Consider the following 17,496-nt stretch of genomic DNA (forward strand, 5'->3'; position numbering starts at 1 on the left):
AGCGCGCTTTCCAGGGCGCCCAGGGTCTCCACGTCCAGGTCGTTGGTGGGCTCGTCGAGCATCAGCACATTGCCGCCGGAGGCCAGCGTCTTGGCCAGGTGCACCCGGTTGCGCTCCCCGCCGGAGAGCAGGCCCACCTTCTTCTGCTGGTCGGCGCCCTTGAAGTTGAACGAACCCACATAGGCGCGGCTGGGGATCTCGCGGCCGCCGACCTTCATCACGTCCAGGCCGCCGGAGATCTCGGCCCAGACATTGTTGTTGGGGTTCAGGCTGTCGCGGCTCTGGTCGACATAGGCCAGCTTGACGGTTTCCCCGAGGCGGACACTGCCCTGGTCGGGCGTTTCCTGGCCGGTGATGATCTTGAACAGCGTGGTCTTGCCCGCGCCGTTGGGGCCGATGACGCCGACGATGCCGCCGGGCGGCAGCTTGAAGGACAGGTTCTTGAACAGGACCTTGTCGCCGTACTCCTTCTCCAGGTTGTCGACCTCGATGACCAGGTTGCCGAGCCTGGGGCCTGGCGGGATCTGGATCTGGGCGAAGGTCTGCTTGGCGTTCTCCGCGGCGTTCTGCAGCTGGTCGAAGGCCGCCAGGCGCGCCTTGGACTTGGTGCGCCGCGCCGAGGGCGAGGAGCGCACCCAGGCGAGCTCGCGCTCCATGGTCCGCTTCTTGCCGGCCTCCTCGCGTTCTTCCTGCGCCAGCCGCTTGGTCTTCTGCTCGAGCCAGGAGGAGTAGTTGCCTTCGTGCGGCAGGCCCTTGCCGCGGTCGAGCTCCAGCGTCCACTTGGTCACCTGGTCCAGGAAGTAGCGGTCGTGGGTGACCAGGATCACGCAGCCGGGGAAGGCTTCCAGGTGGTGCTGGAGCCAGGCGACGCTCTCGGCGTCCAGGTGGTTGGTGGGCTCGTCGAGCAGCAGCATGTCGGGCTTGGCCAGCAGCAGGCGGGCCAGGGCCACCCGGCGCCGCTCGCCGCCGGAGAGCTTGTCCACCGGCCAGTCGTTGGGCGGGCAGCGCAGGGCGTCCATGGCCATCTCGATCTTGCTGTCGATGTCCCACAGGTCGCCGGCGTCCAGCTTCTCCTGCAGCGCCGTCATCTCCTCCATCAGGGCTTCGGAGTAGTCCTCGCCCAGCCTGGCGGCGACCTCGCTGTATTTGTCGAAGATCTGCTTTTCTTCGCACCAGGCGATGACGTTGCCCCAGACGTCGAGCTGGTCGTCGAGCTGCGGCTCCTGCTCCAGGTAGCCGCGCTTGACCCCGTCGGCCGAGAAGGCCTCGCCGGTGAAGTCCTTGTCGATGCCGGCCATGATCTTGAGCAGGGACGACTTGCCCGACCCGTTGACGCCGACGACGCCGATCTTGGCGTCCGGGTAGAACGACAGCCAGATGTTCTCGAAGAGCTTCTTCGGGGCGCCCGGGAAGGCCTTGGTCAGGCCCTGCATCTGGAAAATATATTGCTGCGCCATCGGCGTCCGCGTCTCGCTATGTGAGGAAGTCGCGTGCAGATAGCGGCGGCGCTCCCCCGGTGCAATGGCGGCACGACTAGAAGACGGGGCTGGCCCTCTTGCAGGTCAATGAAACGGGCGCCGCCCCTCTCGCGTTCGGCGTCACCTGCGTCGTCAGGGCGCCGTTGGCCCGGTTCAAACTATAGTTCACGGCGTAGGGCGAAAACTCATGGGTCCAGGTCACCTGCGAGGCGGTGACGGTCGCCGGCGCCGAGGCCGCGCCTGTTTGACCCGGCGTCCAGGCGGAAGCCGTATTCGACGAAGTATCGACGCGGACGTAAAGCGCCACCTCGTTCGGTCGGGACACGGTCGAACAGGTCAGATCGACGCTTTCCGCATCAGCGGCCGCCGCCATGAACGACAGTATGCCGCCGGCGACCAACGCCCTTCGAAACATCGACATTTGACCGCGCTCCCCTGCAAGCGAGCCAAATAACCTCACCGTAAACGGCCATGGTCAAGCTCCGGTGCGCGCACCGGGACAGAGGATGGGGCTGACCTCGTCGCGCCACTTCAGCAGCCTGGGCCGTGGGAACCACTACCGCGCCTTCCGCGTAAGTCACGCGAACGAGGCGGTTTTTCCGGCTCGGACACGACACGCAAAGAGGACATTCGCCATGCACAAGGACGAGATCAAGGGCGCCGCCAAGGATATGTCGGGCTCGATGAAGGAAGCCGCCGGCAAGGCCACCGGCGACCGCGACATGGAAGCCCGCGGCATCGCCGAGAAGACCGAAGGCAAGGTCCAGAAGGGCGTCGGCAACATCAAGGACGCGGCGCGCAACGCGCTGAAGAACTAGACGCGACCACCCGGCGACGCCGTCCGCGGCGCGCCAGCAAGAGACACCCTCTCAGCAGACATTCCGTTGGGGGTTGGGGCCGTGGCTGTGCGCCGCGGCCCTTTCCTTGTCCGGCTCAGGTGAAGAAGGTCACCACCACCAGCACCAGGGCGGCGATCCAGGCGGTCTCGGCGACCATCAGGGCCACGGGCCGCCAGCCCGCCGCCGCCAGCTCCTTGAACGCGGTCTTCATGCCGAGCGCCGCGATGGCGGTGACCAGGCACCAGCGGGAGACCTCGCCCGCGCCATCGACCACCGCCTTGGGGAATAGCCCGAGGCTGTTCAGGGCCACCAGGGCGGCGAAGGCGAACAGGAACCACGGGATCGGCGCCCTGCCGCCCACCGCTGCCCCCTGGCCCCGCGCCACGACGACGGCGATGACGCCCACCACCGGCAGCAGCATGGCCACGCGCAGCAGCTTCACATAGGTCGCCACGTCGCCGGTCTTCTGGGAGATCATGTAGCCGGCGCCCACCACCTGGGCCACGTCGTGGATGGTGCCGCCGAGGAACAGGCCGGCCCGCTGGTGGTCGAAGCCCAGGGCGGTCACCAGCATCGGATAGAAGATCATCGCCAGCGTCGAGAGCGCGGTGACCACCACCACGGCCAGGATCACGTCCCGCTCGCTCTCCTTGGTCTTCGGCAGCACAGACGCGATCGCCAGCGCCGCCGAGGCGCCGCAGATGCCGACCGCCCCGCCCGACAGGACGCCGAACGACCGGCTGAGCCCCAGCGCGCGGGACGCCAGGAAGCCCAGCGCGATGGTGGACGCGACGCCGACCACGACCATCAGGATCGGCGTCACGCCGAGCTGCAGCATCTGCTCCACCGTGATCCGCGCGCCCAGCAGGGCCACGCCGGTCCTGAGGATGGCCTTCGACGAGAACTCGATCCCGGCGACGCAGCGGCCCTCCTCGTGCAGGAAGTGGAAGGCCATGCCGAACAGCAGGGCGAACAGCATCACCGGGGCGGTGTAGTGCTGCGCCAGCCACGACGCCGCCAGGGCCACGGTGGCCGCCGCCAGCACGCCCGGCCACACCTTGGCGACCAGGCTCTGGCCCGGCAGGCCGGTGCGCGGCGGGGCCGCCACCTCCGGCAGGCCTTCCATGCCGTCGAAGGACCGGAACATCCGATGGGCGGCGGCGGTGTCGGTGTCGAAGTCGGTCATGGCCCTCGCCTGCTCGCCCCTTCATAGCCCGCCCGCAATGAGTCGGTCATGGCGGCTGGCGTCGCGGCGACGGCGCGGTCATAAAAGACCCTCAAGTCTTGGGGAGTGGGGCATGTTCAAGCATACGATCCCGGCGATTGCGGCCGCCATCCTGGTCGCGGGGCCCGCCCACGCGCAAGCTGTGCCCCTCAGCCCCTACGCCTCGGCGGGCGAGGCCCAGGCGGCCATGACTGCCGGGAAGCTGACCTCGGAAGCCCTGGTGCGGGCGGATCTGGCGCGCATCGGCCAGCTCGACCACGTCGGGCCCCGGCTGAACGCGATCATCGCGCTGAACCCGCACGCCATCGCCGACGCCCGCAAGCTCGACGCCGAGCGCCGCGCCGGCCACGTGCGTGGACCGCTGCACGGCATCCCGATCCTCCTGAAGGACAATATCGAGTCCGACGACGGCACGGCGACCACGGCCGGATCGCTGGCCCTGAAGGACAATGTCACCCATCGCGACGCGCCGCTGGTGCGCCGGCTCACCGACGCCGGGGCGGTGATCCTGGGCAAGACCAACCTCTCGGAGTGGGCGAACTTCCGCTCCACCAACTCGATCTCCGGCTGGAGCGCCGTGGGCGGGCTGGTGCGCAATCCCCACGGCCTCGACCGCACCGCCTGCGGCTCCAGCGCCGGCTCCGGCGCGGCGGTCGCCGCCGGCTACGCCTCCGCCGCCATCGGCACCGAGACCGACGGCTCGGTCACCTGCCCGGCGGCCATGAACGGGGTGGTGGGCCTCAAGCCCACGGTGGGCCTGGTCTCGCGGCGCTTCATCGTGCCGATCTCGGCCGAGCAGGACACGGCCGGGCCGATGGCCCGCACGGTCGCCGACGCAGCCGCCGTGCTGGGCGCCATCGCCGGTTCCGACCCCGGCGATCCGGCGACCCGCGACGCCGACGCCCACAAGACGAACTACCTCGCCGCGCTCGACCCCGCCGCCCTGCAGGGCGCGCGCATCGGGGTGCTGAAGGGCGTGGTGCGCAACTCCGCCCAGACCGACGCGGCCTATGACGCCGCGCTGGCGGCCCTGAAGCGGGCCGGCGCGGTGCTGGTCGACGTGAAACTGCCCGATCAGAAGGTCAGGGGCGAGATCAGCGGGGCGGAGTTCGAATCCCTCGCCGCCGAGTTCAAGGCGGCGATCAACGACTACCTGGCCAGCACCCCGCCCACGGTCAAGACCCGCACGCTCGACGCCCTGATCGCTTTCGACAAGGCCGAGCCGCGCGAGACGCCTCTCTTCGGCCAGGAGATCTTCGAGGCCGCCGCCAAGAGCCCGGCGATCACCGATCCCGCCTACCTCGCCAAGCGCGCCGCCGCCCGCAAGGCGGCCCGCGCCGCGCTCGACGAGATGTTCGCGCAGAACAATGTCGTGGCCCTGGTCTCGGCGAGCGGCGCGCCGCCCTCGATCGTCGACCCGGTGAACGGCAGCCAGTTCTTCGGCTCGGTGTCCAGCCTTCCGGCGGTGGCCGGCTATCCGCACCTGACGCTGCCCATGGGCGAGGCCAAGGGCCTGCCGATCGGCCTGTCGCTGATCGGGCCGGCCTGGTCGGAGGCCCGGCTGCTGGCGCTGGGCAATGCCTTCGAGCTGGCTACCCACGCCCGGCCGACGCCGCATTTCCTGCCCTCGCTGGCCGCCAGGCCGGAGGTGGCCGCCGCCTACGATGCGCGGTGAGATCCCCCTCGCAATATTGACGCAGGAGGTGACGCCCCCGGCGGAAGGCTGCTACCACCACGACTCTCACGAGTGCGCGTAAGGCAGACGAAGGACCAAAGCCCTGGCCAGACTCTGGAACAAGTCCGCCGGCCGCAAGACGCGCAAACGCCGGCTCGCCGGGACCGAGGGCCGGGAACGCACCGAGGCCCTGTTCCTGGCCGCCTCCTCCAGCGTCGAGAAGCGTCAGGCCCGCCGGGCCAAGGGTCTTGGCGCGCCCGGCGCCGCGCGACTGGTGCGCTTCGACGCCACCGAGGCGCCGGCGTTCGGCGGCGGTGAACATCCGACCTTCCACCTGATCGACACCACCATGATGTACGCCCCGCGGTCCGGCGGGGTGAAACGCTACCTGACGGCCAAGCGCGCCTGGCTGGAGAAGAAACGGCCCGACATCCGCCAGACCCTGGTGGTGCCCGGCGCCCACACCCGCGCCGAGGGCCCCGGCCTGGTCACCGTCGCGGCGACCCGCCTGCCGTTCGGCGACGGCTATCGGATGCCCGCCAGCGTCACCAAGTGGGAGACCGTGCTGAGCGCGCTGCAGCCGGACGTCATCGAGGCGGGCGACGTCTTCGTGCCGGGACACGCGGCGCTGGAGGCCGGCGAGGCCCTGGGCGTGCCGGTCGTGGGCTTCTGCCACACCGACGCCGCCGCGCTCGCCGCCCTGCACCTGGGCGACTGGGCCGAGGGACCGACCTTCAATTTCTGGGCCCAGGCCTATTCCCGCTTCGACGCCGTGGTCGCGCCGTCCTGGCATACGGCCTCGCGGCTGTCCGAAGCCGGCGTCGAGCACGTCAGCGTCCATCCGCTGGGCGTCGACACCGATCTCTTCCATCCGAGCCGCGGCGACCGCGCGCGCCTGCTGCGCCGCACCGGCCTGCCGAGCGACAGCCGCCTGCTGGTGTTCGCCGGTCGGCCCGCCCGCGAGAAGAACGTCGAGGGCATGATCGAGGCGGTGGAGAAGCTGGGCGATCCCTACCGGCTGGTGCTGATCGGGGCCGGCCAGGGCGCGCGCTATTCGCCCCAGGTGGTCAGCCTCGACTTCGAGCGCGAGCCCGAGCGGCTGGCCGCGGTGGTCGCCTCCTGCGACGCCTTCCTGCACGCCAACGAGAACGAGATCTTCGGCCTGGTGGTGCTGGAGGCCATGGCCGCCGGCCTGCCGGTGATCGGGCCCAACAAGGGCGGCGTGGGCGAGCTGATCGACGAGGCGGTGGGCCAGCACGCCGCGACCTCCGACCCCGCCGACCTGGCCCAGGCCATCGAGGCGCTGTTCGCCCGCGACGTGGGCGCGATCTCCGACACGGCGCGGCGGCGGGCGGTGGCGCGCCACAGCTGGGACGCCACCTTCGACGGCCTGACCAAGCTCTATGCGGACCTCATCGCCAAGACCCCGCGCCGCCAGCCGCTGGCGCTCACCGCCTGATTTTCCCTTCCCGATCACGGGAAGGGGGGACCGCACGCCGACGCCCGCGCAGGCGGGCGGTAGAGCGGGTGGTGGGAAGGGCGACGGTTCTGCAGTGGGCTTGGCTCGCCCTCTCCACCATCGGCTCTTCGCTGCGCTCGGCCGACGGTCCCCCTCTCCCGCTTCGCGGGAAAGGAAGTGCCTTTCCGCGGTCATGTGCAGGGACTAGATCGTTGCGATGCGCACCGAAACGCCCCAACCGATCCGCCTCTCCGACTATCGCCCGCCCGCCTTCCTGATCGATGAGGTGAGCCTCGCCTTCGATCTGGCGCCCAACAGCACGCGGGTGACGGCGACCCTGAACGTCCGCCGTAACGGCGCATCCTCCGAGCCGCTGAAGCTGAACGGCGAGCGCTTGAAGCTGATCTCCGTGGCGATCGACGGCCGGACCCTCAACGAGGCCGAACGCAGCGTCGATCCCGAATTCCTGACCGTCGCCGACGTGCCCGACGCTTTCGTGCTGACCACCGAGGTCGAGATCGATCCGGAGAACAACAAGGCCCTGGAAGGCCTCTACATGTCGGGCGGCCGCTTCTGCACCCAGTGCGAGGCGGAGGGCTTCCGCAAGATCACCTACTGGCCCGACCGGCCCGACGTGCTGTCACGCTTCACCGTCCGCATCGAGGCCGACGCCAAGTTCCAGCACCTGCTCTCCAACGGCAACCTGATCGAGGCGGGCGAGCTGCCCGGTGGGCGCCATTTCGCCGTCTGGAACGACCCCTTCCCCAAGCCCTGCTACCTGTTCGCCCTGGTGGCCGGCGAGCTCGACGTCCTGGAAGACAAGCTCGTCACCATGAGCGGCCGCACGGTGGACCTGCGGATCTTCGTGGACACCGGCATGGCGCCGCGCGCCGCCTACGCCATGGACGCGCTCAAGCGCTCGATGAAATGGGACGAGGCGGCCTTCGGGCGCGAGTACGACCTCGACCTGTTCATGATCGTCGCCGTGCGCGACTTCAACTTCGGGGCCATGGAGAACAAGGGGCTGAACATCTTCAACTCCTCGCTGCTGCTGGCCGATGCGGCGACCGCCACCGACATGGACTACGAGCGCATCGAGAGCGTGGTGGCCCACGAATATTTCCACAACTGGACCGGCGACCGGATCACCTGCCGCGACTGGTTCCAGCTGTGCCTCAAGGAGGGGCTGACGGTCTTCCGCGACCAGAGCTTCTCGGCCGACATGCGCGGCCACGCCGTGCAGCGGATCAAGGACGTGAAAGCGCTTCGGGCGAGGCAGTTCGCCGAGGACCAGGGGCCGCTGGCCCACCCGGTCCGGCCGTCCAGCTATCTGAAGATCGACAACTTCTACACCGCGACCATCTACGAGAAGGGCGCGGAGGTGATCCGCATGCTGAAGACCCTGATCGGGCCCGAGGCGTTCCGCGCCGGCATGGACCTCTACTTCGAGCGCTGGGACGGCCACGCCACCACGGTCGAGGAATTCATCAAGTGCTTCGCCGAGGCGTCCGGCCGTGACCTGACCGCCTTCTTCACCTGGTACGAACAGGCGGGCACGCCGCGGGTGCAGCTCGCCAGCCGCTACAACGCCGCCAAGCGGACGCTGGACCTGGAGCTTACGCAGGAAACCCCGCCCACCCCCGGCCAGCCCGTGAAGACGTCGGCCCCGGTGCCGGTGCGGCTCGGCCTGCTCGACCACGACGGCCGCACCCTGGCCTTCGAACGCGACGGCGAGGCGGTGGACGAGACCGTGATCGTCCTCGACGCGGCCAGGGCGAAGGTGCGGCTGGAGGGCGTCGATCGCCCGCCGGTGGTCTCGGCGCTGCGCGGCTTCTCGGCCCCGGTGGTCCTGACGAGCGATGCGGAGCCCAAGGACCGCTACATCCTGCTGGCCGGCGATCCGGACCTGTTCAACCGCTGGGAAGCCGGCCAGGAACTGGCCCGCGAGCTGATCCTCCGCCGGGCCAAGGGCCACCCCGACGACGTGGGCGAGGAGCGCTTCGCCGAGGCCATGGGCCGGTCCCTGGCCGATCAGGCCGCCGATCCGGCGTTCAAGGCGCTGATGCTCGCCCTGCCGTCCGAGCCCGACCTGGCGCTCGCCCTGCAACCCGCCGATCCCGCCGCGATCCACGAGGCGCGCGAGGCCCTGCGCCTGCGGCTGGCCGTCCACCTGGAAGCCGACCTGCGCCGGCTGCATGCGGGCCTGCAGGAACCCGGCGAATTCTCCGCCGACGCCGCCGCGGCCGGACGCCGGGCGCTGCGCAACGCCGCCCTCGAACTGCTCGCGGCCAATCCGCGGGCCGAGACCGCCGAGCTCGCCGAGGGCCACTATCGCGGGGCCGGCAACATGACCGACGCCATGGGCGGGCTGAACGCGCTGATGCTGATCGGTGGGCCCGAGTACGAGCAGGCGCTGGCCGACTTCTATGCCAAGTGGACCTCTGAACCGCTGGTGATCGACAAATGGTTCGCCCTGCAGGCCCGCGATCCGGACGAGAGCGCGCTCGGCCGCGTCATGGGGCTGACCGCCCACCCGGCCTTCGACGCCAAGAACCCCAACCGGCTGCGGGCCCTGGTCTCGACCTTCGCCAACTTCAATCCGGTCCGTTTCCACGACCCCAGCGGGGCCGGCTACCGGTTCCTGGCCGACCAGATCCTGGCGGTCGACCGCTATAACCCGATGACCGCGGCCAGGCTCGTCGACGTGCTCGGCGCGTGGCGGCGCTACGCCCCGGAGCTGGGCCAGCTGATGAAGGCCGAGCTGCAGCGCATCGCCAAGGCCGAGCCCCTGTCGAAGAACGTCTTCGAGCTGGTCACCCGCTCGCTCGGCGAGGACGGCGCAGGCTGAGACAATCAAGCGCCGCCGTTCTTAATGACGGGGTGACTCTGTCCGCTTAGACTCAACCCTGCTTCGACTGATTTGGGGGTCTACGGGGCGTGGAAATCCGGCCTTGGTGAGATCGCACGGCAAGCGCGCCGCGGCGGGGCCTGCCCGGCCGCCGACCCAGCGGTTCGTCCGCGTCGCCATCGGCGCGGCGCTGGCGCTGCTGGGCGCCTATTCCGCCGCCGCGATCCACCGGCTCGAGGGGCCGCCGCAGGGCCAGCTCGAACTCTTTGCATGGCTCGCAGCCCCGCTCCTGGTCGCCGCCGGCCTCGGCGTGGTGCTGATCCTCGAGAGCCTGCGGATGGAGCGGGCGCACGCGGCCTCGGCCGATTCCGAACAGCGCTTCCGCATGGCCGTGGAGGCGGCCCGTTGCGGCATCTGGGAGTGGGACCTCACCACCGACACCATCTTCATGTCCGACGTCACCGCGGCCCTGTTCGGCTGGCGCGGCGGCGTGGTCGAGGGTCAGCAGGTGCTGGACCGCGTCTCGCCCGGCCATCGCGACGGGCTGCGCGATGCGCTGGCCACCGCGGCGATCTACGGCGGCTTCGACGTCTCCTTCAGGGTGCCCAGCCTGACCGGCGGCCGCCCGGTCTGGATCGACGCCCGCGGCCAGGGCTTCGGCCAGGCCGAGGAAGGCGGCTATGCGCGGATCATCGGCGTCGCGCTGGACGTCACCGAGGAGCGGCTGGCGCAGGCCCGCGCCCAGTCCGCCGAGAGCCGGCTGCGTGACGCCATCGAGAGCGTCTCGGAGGCCTTCGTGCTGTGGGACCGGCAGGGCCGGCTCCTGATGTGCAACCGGAACTACCGCGAGTTCTTCCGCATGGAGCCGCAGGCGCTGCAGCCGGGCGCGGCCCGCGAGCAGGTCGAGGCCGTGGCCCAGCAGGCGATCCTCCAGGAATTCCACGGCGGCCAGAGCGGCGTGCGCGAGGCCGAGCTGGTCGACGGCCGCTGGGTGCAGATTTCGGAGCGCCCGACGGCCGAGGGCGGCCTGGTGGTCACCGCCGCCGACATCTCCGCCCTGAAGGCGCAGGAAGAGGCGCTGAAGCAGAACGAGCAGGAGCTGCGCCGCGCCGTCGTGAACCTGGAGCGCAGCCAGGAGCAGCTCTCAGAGCTGGCCCGCAAATATGAGGCCGAGAAGGTCCGGGCCGAGGGCGCGAACCGGGCCAAGAGCGAGTTCCTGGCCAATATGAGCCACGAGCTGCGCACCCCGCTGAACGCCATCAACGGCTTCTCCGAGATCATGGTCGGCGAGATGTACGGCCCGCTCGGCGACGGCCGCTACCGCGACTACGCGCGCGATATCCTCAACTCCGGCCAGCACCTGCTGGCGCTGATCAACGACATCCTCGACATGTCGAAGATCGAGGCGGGCAAGATGAACCTGCGCTTCGATCCGATCGGTCTGGAGGAGGTGGCCCAGGACGCCGTGCGCCTGGTGCGCAACCGCGCCGAGACCGCGGGCCTTTCGCTGCGCGTCGAGTTCCCCGAGTTGCCGGAGGTGGAGGCCGACTACCGGGCGGTGAAGCAGGTGCTGCTGAACCTGCTCTCCAACGCGGTGAAGTTCACCCCGCGCGGCGGGCGGATCGTCATCAAGGCCGATCTCCGCGACGACCCCCGCGGCCAGCGGGTGCGGATCACCGTCCAGGACACCGGCATCGGCATCTCGGCAGAGGACCTGGCGCGGCTCGCCAAGCCTTTCGAGCAGATCGAGAACCAGCACGCCAAGACCCAGCAGGGCACGGGCCTGGGCCTGGCGCTCTCCAAGTCGCTGGTGGAGATGCACGGCGGGCTGCTGGACCTGAAGAGCGCGCCCGGCCAGGGCACGGCGGCGAGCTTTTCATTGCCCGTGCAACAGATCGGCTTCGCCCTGCCCCGCGCGGCGGGGGCGAGCGGCTAGCGCCCGAACGGGGGTTGATCCGGCGGCGGCGGGCCTTGACCGCGGCCCCCCCGACGCTGAGGCGGCTCGGCCATGGCCGCGGCGAACCGCCTCCGCTCGGTCGCCGGCAGCTTGGCGGCGAATTCGACGATCTTCTTGTCGACCTCGCTCTGCGCCTGCGCCTGCATGGCGCGGGCCTTGTCGAGGTCGGCGACGACGCCGGCCGGGTCCACCGGATCGGCGCCGAGCTTCGTCCAGGCGTCGTGGCGCAGCATGCGGGCCTCGCGCAGCCTGGGCCGCACGGCGAGCGCCTGGGCGCTGAGGGCGTCGCGATAGGCCTGGGCCTCGGCGTCGGGCAAGGTCGAGGCGGCCGCGAACATCGGCGGCCCGCCGCGGAACTGCGGCTGGCGATGCGGGAACAACCGCTCGCCGAACAGGAAGGCGCCGGCGCCGGCGCCCAGGATGAACAGGTTGAGCGCCAGCGAGACGAACAGCAGGATCAACAGCGTGCGCCGGCTCACGCGCCCTCCTCCAGGTCGAGCGAGGAGGACACCGCCGTCAGGGTGTTGGTGACCGCCACCTCGCGTGCGGCGCTGGTGTGTTGCGACAGCTCGACGCCGACCATCACGCCGGCCACGCAGGCCGCGGCGAGGCCGGCGCCCAGGGCGGCGGGCGACAGCCAGCCGATCCAGCCGCGCCGGCGCGCCCGTGGCGCGGCCGCCAGGATCCGCGCGAGCAGCGCCTGACCGGCGTGCGCCGGGCGCCAGGCGTCGAGCGCGGCGTCCAGGGCTCCGGCCCTGGCCAGGGCCGCTTGCGTAAAGCCGGGCTCGGACGCCATCATCAGGGCCGCCGCCTCGCGCGCCGGGGCGGGCCAGCGCGAGACATCGCCGCCATAGGCCTCCGCCAGGCTCTCGAAGCGTTCGCGGGTCATGCCGACATCCCCCGGGGCCATCTCACCGCTCCGCCATGTCGGCCAGGGCCGCGCGCAAGGCGCGGCGGCCGCGCCCCAGCAGGCTCTCCAGCGCTTCCACACTCACCCCCATCACCGTCGCCGCCTCGATATTGCCAAGCTCCTGATAGTGACACAGCACGATGGCCTCCCGCTGCCGGTCCGGCAACGCCGCCAGGGCCTGTGAAACCCGCGCCGCGGTGTCGCGCGCCTCCAGCCCGCGATCGGGTGGCGGCCCGGGATCGATCTGCTCGGGCGGCTGATCGGTGGCGACCTCGCGGCGCCGACGCAGCCGGTCGTAGCAGAGGTTCAGCGCCACGCGGTGCAGCCATGTATCGAATTTCGCCCGTCCGGGCCGCCAGCGCGGCGCCTGTTTCCAGACCCGCAGGAACGCCTCCTGCGCCACGTCCTCGGCCTCCGCCGCATCGCCCAGCATCCGTTGCGCCAGGCTCATCAGCCGCGGCAGCTTGCGGCCGACAAGCGCGCGCACCGCGGCGGGCTCGCCCACGGCCACCCGCGCCAGCAGCGCCTCGTCCGGATCGGTGTCGTCCAACCCTGCCCGAGCCCCCGCCTGCCTGTGCCCTAACGAGCGCCACGACCCCTCTGGCCCAGCATGATCCGCTCTCCGTGGGCGCGCCAGTCGTCACGATCGGCGGTGCGGGCGAGCAAATAAGGCTTCATCATCAAGGTCCTGCGGTCGGTTCGACGGGTGACGCCATCCACAGCCTTGCACGGCGGGGCCCGCGGTTTCCGTCGATCACGCCTGAACGACCGTCTCGTAGGCTTGCCGAGCGGCCGCCTGGGCGGCGTCCAGCTTGCGGCGCAGCGCCTTGAAATCCCGCGCCCCGCCGGCCCGGGCCAGCAGCTTGCGGAACGCCGGCGGCTCCTCGCCGGGATCGCCGTCCTCGAGGGCGACCTTGAGCAGCTGCGTCAGGTCCTGCTGCAGCCGCCAGGCCTCCTGCAGGGCCCGCAGCGGCGCGGCCGGCGCGAGCCGGCTCGCCTCGAAGGCGGCGAGCGCCTGGGCGGTGTTCGGATGCAGCGGCCCCCCCGCGGCGGCGTGCGCCAGCTGCAGGAACTGGGCGGCGAACTCGATGTCGACGAGACCGCCCGGCGAAAGCTTGAGGTCCCAGTCGCCCTTGGGCGGCCGTTCGGCTTCGAGGAGCTCGCGCATCTCGCGCACGTCGACGACCGTCTTGGCCCGATCGCGCGGCCGGCGAAGCGCATCGGAGATGGCGGCCTGGGCCTGGGCGGCGAACGCCTCGGTGGTCGCCCAGACCACCCGCGCCCGGGTCAGGGCCAGGAGCTCCCAGGTCCAGGCCTCCCGAGCGTAGTAATCCGCGAAGGCCGCGAAGCTTACCGCCACCGGCCCCTTGGTGCCGGACGGGCGCAGCTGCATGTCGACCTCATAGAGCCCGCCCTCGGCCGTCTGGCTGGACAGCGCCGCGATCAGCCGCTGGGTGAAACGGCCGTAGAAGGTGGCTGCGTCCCAGCCCTTGAGCTCCGACGCGGCGCCGGCCTCAGATCCGCGGTAGAGCGTCATCAGGTCGAGATCTGAGCCGGCGCTCATCTCGCGGCTGCCGCACTTGCCAAGCGCCACCACCGCGACCTCGCCGGCGAAGGCGCCGCCCAGCCGCTCGGTCTCGGCGAGGGCCGCGGGGCCCAAGGCCTCGATGCAGACGTCGGCCAGGTCCGCGAAGGCCTGGCCCGCCACCTCGGCCGAGGCCGACCCGCTCATCACCTGGACACCCACCCGGAAGGCCTGCTCGCGGCGCACCCGGCGGACCACGTCCATGGCGGCCTCGAAATCCGGCGCGCGGACGAGTTCGGCCACCATCACCGCGCGATCCTCGGCGATGTCGATGGGCTGCAGGAAGGCCCCGTCCAGCATGGCGTCGATGGCGGCCGGGCGGCGCGCCAGGGTCGAGGCGAGCCGGGGCGCAAAGGCCATCACCTCGACGATCAGCTCGAACAGCCGGGGCTGGGCCAGAAACAGCGACTGCAGCTGCACGCCGGTGGAGAGGTTCGAGAAGAAGTCGCCGAACCGGTTGAAGGCCGCGTCCGGCGCGCCGGTCGCCCGGGTGGCCTCCAGCAGCTTGGGGGCCAGCCGGGTGAACAGCTCGCGCCCGCGCTCGGTGCGGGTCGCCGGAATATGGCCGTGGTGCCAGGCGCGGATGGTCTGCGACACACGCTTGGGGTTGGAGAAGCCCATGCGGGCCAGGGTGGCGAGGGTTTCGGGATCGTCGTCGACGCCGGTGAAGACCAGGCTGCCGAAGCGCGACGACAGCGGCTCCTCCTGCGGGAAGAGCTCGCCGTAGCGGGCGTTGACGCCCTTCAGCAGCCGGGTGACGTCGGCGTCGAAGGCGCGCAGCTTGTCATAGCCCAGCAGGGCGGCGACCCGCCGGCGGTCGGCGTCGGCCTCGGGCAGGCGGTGGGTCTGCTCGTCGGCGATCATCTGCACGCGGTGCTCCATGGCCCGCAGCGTCCGGTAGGCCTGGGCGAGTTCCGCCGCCGTCGCGGCCTCCACGTGCCCCGCCGCCGCCAGCGCGGCCAGCGCATCCAGCGTCCGGCGCTCGCGCAGGTCCGGATGGCGCCCGCCCAGGATCAGCTGCTGGGTCTGGACGTAGAACTCGATCTCGCGGATGCCGCCGCGGCCGAGCTTCAGGTCGACGCCCTTGGCCGAGACCCGCTCGTCCACCTTGTGGGCATGGATCTGGCGCTTGATCGAATGGATGTCGGCGATGGCGGCGAAGTCGAGGTTGCGCCGCCAGATGAAGGCCTGCAGCTCCGCCAGGAACGCCTCGGCGGCCGGCAGGTCGCCGGCGCAGGGCCGGGCCTTGATGAAGGCCGCCCGCTCCCAGTTCTGGCCGACGCTCTCGTAGTATTCCAGGGCCGCCGGGACCGGCACCGCCGGCTGGGTGGAGGATGGATCGGGACGCAGCCGCAGGTCGATGCGGAAGACATAGCCCTCGGCCGTGCGCGCCTGCATCAGCTCGGCGACCCGGTGGGTCAACCGCACGGCGAAGGCCTGGCTCTCGACCCCGTCGGCCAGCGGCAGGCGGTCGGGCTCGTAGAACACCGAGACATCGATGTCCGAGGAGTAGTTCAGCTCGAAGGCGCCCTGCTTGCCCATGGCGATGCAGAACCAGCCCGGGACCGGACCCTCCGCGCCCTCGCCCAGCCGGGTGAGCCGGCCGGCGTCCAGCTCGGCCCGGGCGGCGACGCGGAGGGCTGCGGCGACCGCGGCGTCGGCGAAGCGGGTGAGCGCGCCGGTCACCTGGTCGAGGTTCCAGACCCCGCCCAGGTCGGCCAGCGCCGCCAGCAGGTGCAGCTCGGCCTTCAGCCGGCGCAGCGTGTCGCCAGCCGCGTCGAGGTCCAGCCCGGCGGCGGCTTCGGTGCGGGCCAGCACGCTCGCCAGGCGCCGTTCGGGATCGTCAGCCAGCAGGTCGGCCAGCCGCTGCGGATCGCGCCGGGCCAAGCTCGCCAGATAGGGCGAGGCGGCGAACACCGGCTCCAGCGCGGGCCAGGCGTCGTCGACGACCGTGGGCCAGCCGCTCTCGGCGATGATCTCGCGGGCACGCGCCACGGCCTTGGCGTCCACGACGGGGCCGCAGGGTCGCAAGCTTTGGCCGAGCGCGGGCATCACCCTGACCTAGCACTCTCCGCGACGGATGGGATCAGGCCGCGCGCGGCAGGATCAGCGCCACGCGCAGGCCAGGGCCGCTCTCGCCGACCTTGCCGGGGCCCTCGTCGAGCTCCAGCCGGCCGCCGTGCGACTCGGCGACGGCGGCCACCAGCGACAGGCCGAGGCCCGCGCCGGAGGTGTTGCGGCTGTTCTCCAGGCGCACGAAGCGCTCGATCACCCGCCCGCGCTCGGCCTCCGGCACGCCGGGCCCGGTGTCGGTGACCGAGAACTCCACCTCGCCGGAGGACCTGCGCCGCACGCGCAGCATGATCGCCCCGCCGCTCGGCGTGTACTTCACGGCATTGTCCAGCAGGTTGGCGAGCGCCTGGGCCATGAACTCGCGGTTGCCGCGCACCTGCAGCCCCTTGGTCAGCTCGGCGGCGAAGTCGATCTCCTTGTCCTCGCAAAGCGGCTCGTAGAGCTCGGAGATATCGGCCGCCAGCTCGCCGGGATCGAACACCACCGGATCGGGCGCCGAGCCCGCCGCCTGCAGCCGGGCGATGGAGAGCACGGCGTTGAAGGTCTTCAGCACGCCGTCGGTGTCTTCCAGGGCCTGGGCCAGCGCCTTGGTGGGGTCGCCCTTGCCGGCCTCCACGTCGAGATAGGCGACCTCCAGGCGGGCGCGCAGGCGGGTGAGCGGAGAGCGCAGGTCGTGGGCGATGGCGTCGCCGGCGTGCTTGTGGCCGGCCATGGACCGCTCCAGCCGGTCCAGCATCTCATTCAGGCCCTGGGCCAGCTCATCGAACTCGTCGCGGGCGCCGCGCACCGGGGCCCTGGCGCCAAGATCGCCCTTGTTCACCGCCTCCAGCACGCCGGCCAGGCCCGCCATGCTGCGGCTCACGTTGCGGCTCACCAGCACACCGCCGGAGAGGCCGAGCACGATGACCAGCGCGCCCGCGCCCTGCAGCGCGCGGATCACCTTGTCGACGTAGGCCTCGTCCTCGCCCACGTCAGCGCCGACGAACAGCACCTCACCGCCGGACAGCCGCTCCTGGAAGCCGCGGGCCGGGTGCTTGATGGTGCGGCCCCGGGGGAGCTGGTCGGTGACCGAAAAGCTGGTCCAGGTCGGCGCGCCGGTGAACTTGTCGACCGGCGAGACCTCGATCGAGCCGGAGATCCGCTTCCCGTCCTTGCCGATCAGCAGATAGAGGAACGGCCGCTCGCTGGCCGCCCGCTCGATCAGCGACTGGTTGACGGCGTCGAGGCCGGCGCGGTCGTAGGCCCCGGTGAGGGAGCGCATCTCGCGTACGATCTCGCGGTCGGTCCGGCGCGTCGCCTCGCCCGCCGTCGCCACATAGATGTAGGCCAGGAAGGCGAGCGCGGCGCTGGCGAACAGCGCCATGAACAGCACCGTCAGCCGAAACGGCGTGGTGCGGAAGATGCGCGGCAGGCGCACCGCCATCTAGCGCGAGCCGATGAAGGGCTG

The 17,496-nt window shown here is 71.1% G+C and carries 13 protein-coding genes; 5 read left to right on the plus strand and 8 right to left on the minus strand.

What is annotated here, in order from left to right:
* Both ettA and VGT80_RS04925 read right to left on the minus strand, forming a co-directional pair.
* Window positions 1-1,457 (minus strand): energy-dependent translational throttle protein EttA (gene ettA / locus VGT80_RS04920; protein WP_327453434.1); only part of this gene is annotated, 1,457 nt, incomplete at its 3' end.
* Window positions 1,458-1,533: 76 nt separating this feature from the next.
* Window positions 1,534-1,899: a hypothetical protein gene (locus VGT80_RS04925; RefSeq protein ID WP_327453436.1), complete on the minus strand. Its 366-nt coding sequence runs from the start codon at window positions 1,897-1,899 to the stop codon at window positions 1,534-1,536.
* 214 nt (window positions 1,900-2,113) lie between these two features.
* On the opposite strand from VGT80_RS04925, the gene VGT80_RS04930 reads away from it, so the two are divergent.
* On the plus strand, window positions 2,114-2,296 hold the full coding sequence (locus VGT80_RS04930) for a CsbD family protein (protein WP_327453438.1): 183 nt from the start codon (window positions 2,114-2,116) through the stop codon (window positions 2,294-2,296).
* A gap of 115 nt (window positions 2,297-2,411) precedes the next feature.
* On the opposite strand, the gene VGT80_RS04935 is transcribed toward VGT80_RS04930, so the two are convergent.
* Window positions 2,412-3,503, minus strand: a complete 1,092-nt coding sequence (locus VGT80_RS04935) for a YeiH family protein (RefSeq protein WP_327453441.1) — start codon at window positions 3,501-3,503, stop codon at window positions 2,412-2,414.
* 112 nt (window positions 3,504-3,615) lie between these two features.
* Here VGT80_RS04935 and VGT80_RS04940 point away from each other — a divergent pair, with 112 nt between their 5' ends.
* From VGT80_RS04940 to VGT80_RS04955, 4 genes are all read left to right on the plus strand, one after another.
* Window positions 3,616-5,217: an amidase gene (locus VGT80_RS04940; protein ID WP_327453443.1), complete on the plus strand. Its 1,602-nt coding sequence runs from the start codon at window positions 3,616-3,618 to the stop codon at window positions 5,215-5,217.
* A 274-nt stretch (window positions 5,218-5,491) separates the two neighbouring features.
* Window positions 5,492-6,676 carry a glycosyltransferase gene (locus tag VGT80_RS04945; protein ID WP_327453445.1) on the plus strand — a complete coding sequence of 395 codons (1,185 nt, stop codon included), beginning with the start codon at window positions 5,492-5,494 and terminating at the stop codon, window positions 6,674-6,676.
* 217 nt (window positions 6,677-6,893) lie between these two features.
* Entirely contained in the window at window positions 6,894-9,524 is a 2,631-nt protein-coding gene (gene pepN / locus VGT80_RS04950; protein WP_327453447.1) for an aminopeptidase N, read from the plus strand.
* Window positions 9,525-9,630: 106 nt separating this feature from the next.
* Complete coding sequence (locus VGT80_RS04955) at window positions 9,631-11,460, plus strand: sensor histidine kinase (protein ID WP_327453613.1); 1,830 nt, start codon at window positions 9,631-9,633, stop codon at window positions 11,458-11,460.
* On the opposite strand, the gene VGT80_RS04960 is transcribed toward VGT80_RS04955, so the two are convergent.
* The 5 genes from VGT80_RS04960 to VGT80_RS04980 form a co-directional block, all read right to left on the minus strand.
* Entirely contained in the window at window positions 11,457-11,960 is a 504-nt protein-coding gene (locus tag VGT80_RS04960) for a periplasmic heavy metal sensor (protein ID WP_327453449.1), read from the minus strand. The genes VGT80_RS04955 and VGT80_RS04960 overlap by 4 nt on opposite strands.
* The gene (locus VGT80_RS04965; RefSeq protein WP_327453451.1) at window positions 11,957-12,370 is read right to left on the minus strand and encodes a hypothetical protein; all 414 of its coding nucleotides are present in this window, start codon (window positions 12,368-12,370) and stop codon (window positions 11,957-11,959) included. The genes VGT80_RS04960 and VGT80_RS04965 overlap by 4 nt, the downstream gene beginning before the upstream one ends.
* Before the next feature lie 22 nt (window positions 12,371-12,392).
* A complete protein-coding gene (locus VGT80_RS04970; RefSeq protein ID WP_327453615.1) occupies window positions 12,393-13,028 on the minus strand; it encodes an RNA polymerase sigma factor in 636 nt (211 codons plus the stop codon).
* Window positions 13,029-13,145: 117 nt separating this feature from the next.
* Entirely contained in the window at window positions 13,146-16,028 is a 2,883-nt protein-coding gene (locus VGT80_RS04975; RefSeq protein ID WP_327453453.1) for a bifunctional [glutamine synthetase] adenylyltransferase/[glutamine synthetase]-adenylyl-L-tyrosine phosphorylase, read from the minus strand.
* Between the two features lie 34 nt (window positions 16,029-16,062).
* Window positions 16,063-17,466, minus strand: a complete 1,404-nt coding sequence (locus tag VGT80_RS04980; RefSeq protein WP_327453617.1) for a HAMP domain-containing sensor histidine kinase — start codon at window positions 17,464-17,466, stop codon at window positions 16,063-16,065.
* Window positions 17,467-17,496 lie beyond the last annotated feature (30 nt).

Source organism: Phenylobacterium sp. (assembly GCF_035944335.1).
In the GTDB taxonomy this organism is placed as follows: domain Bacteria; phylum Pseudomonadota; class Alphaproteobacteria; order Caulobacterales; family Caulobacteraceae; genus Phenylobacterium.

What these genes read in the sequence shown, in the direction of transcription:
- VGT80_RS04925 (WP_327453436.1), bottom strand. Translation starts at nt 1,899, where the DNA reads ATGTCGATGTTTCGAAGGGCGTTGGTCGCCGGCGGCATACTGTCGTTC.
- VGT80_RS04930 (WP_327453438.1), top strand. Translation starts at nt 2,114, where the DNA reads ATGCACAAGGACGAGATCAAGGGCGCCGCCAAGGATATGTCGGGCTCG.
- VGT80_RS04935 (WP_327453441.1), bottom strand. Translation starts at nt 3,503, where the DNA reads ATGACCGACTTCGACACCGACACCGCCGCCGCCCATCGGATGTTCCGG.
- VGT80_RS04940 (WP_327453443.1), top strand. Translation starts at nt 3,616, where the DNA reads ATGTTCAAGCATACGATCCCGGCGATTGCGGCCGCCATCCTGGTCGCG.
- pepN (WP_327453447.1), top strand. Translation starts at nt 6,894, where the DNA reads ATGCGCACCGAAACGCCCCAACCGATCCGCCTCTCCGACTATCGCCCG.
- VGT80_RS04965 (WP_327453451.1), bottom strand. Translation starts at nt 12,370, where the DNA reads ATGACCCGCGAACGCTTCGAGAGCCTGGCGGAGGCCTATGGCGGCGAT.
- VGT80_RS04975 (WP_327453453.1), bottom strand. Translation starts at nt 16,028, where the DNA reads ATGCCCGCGCTCGGCCAAAGCTTGCGACCCTGCGGCCCCGTCGTGGAC.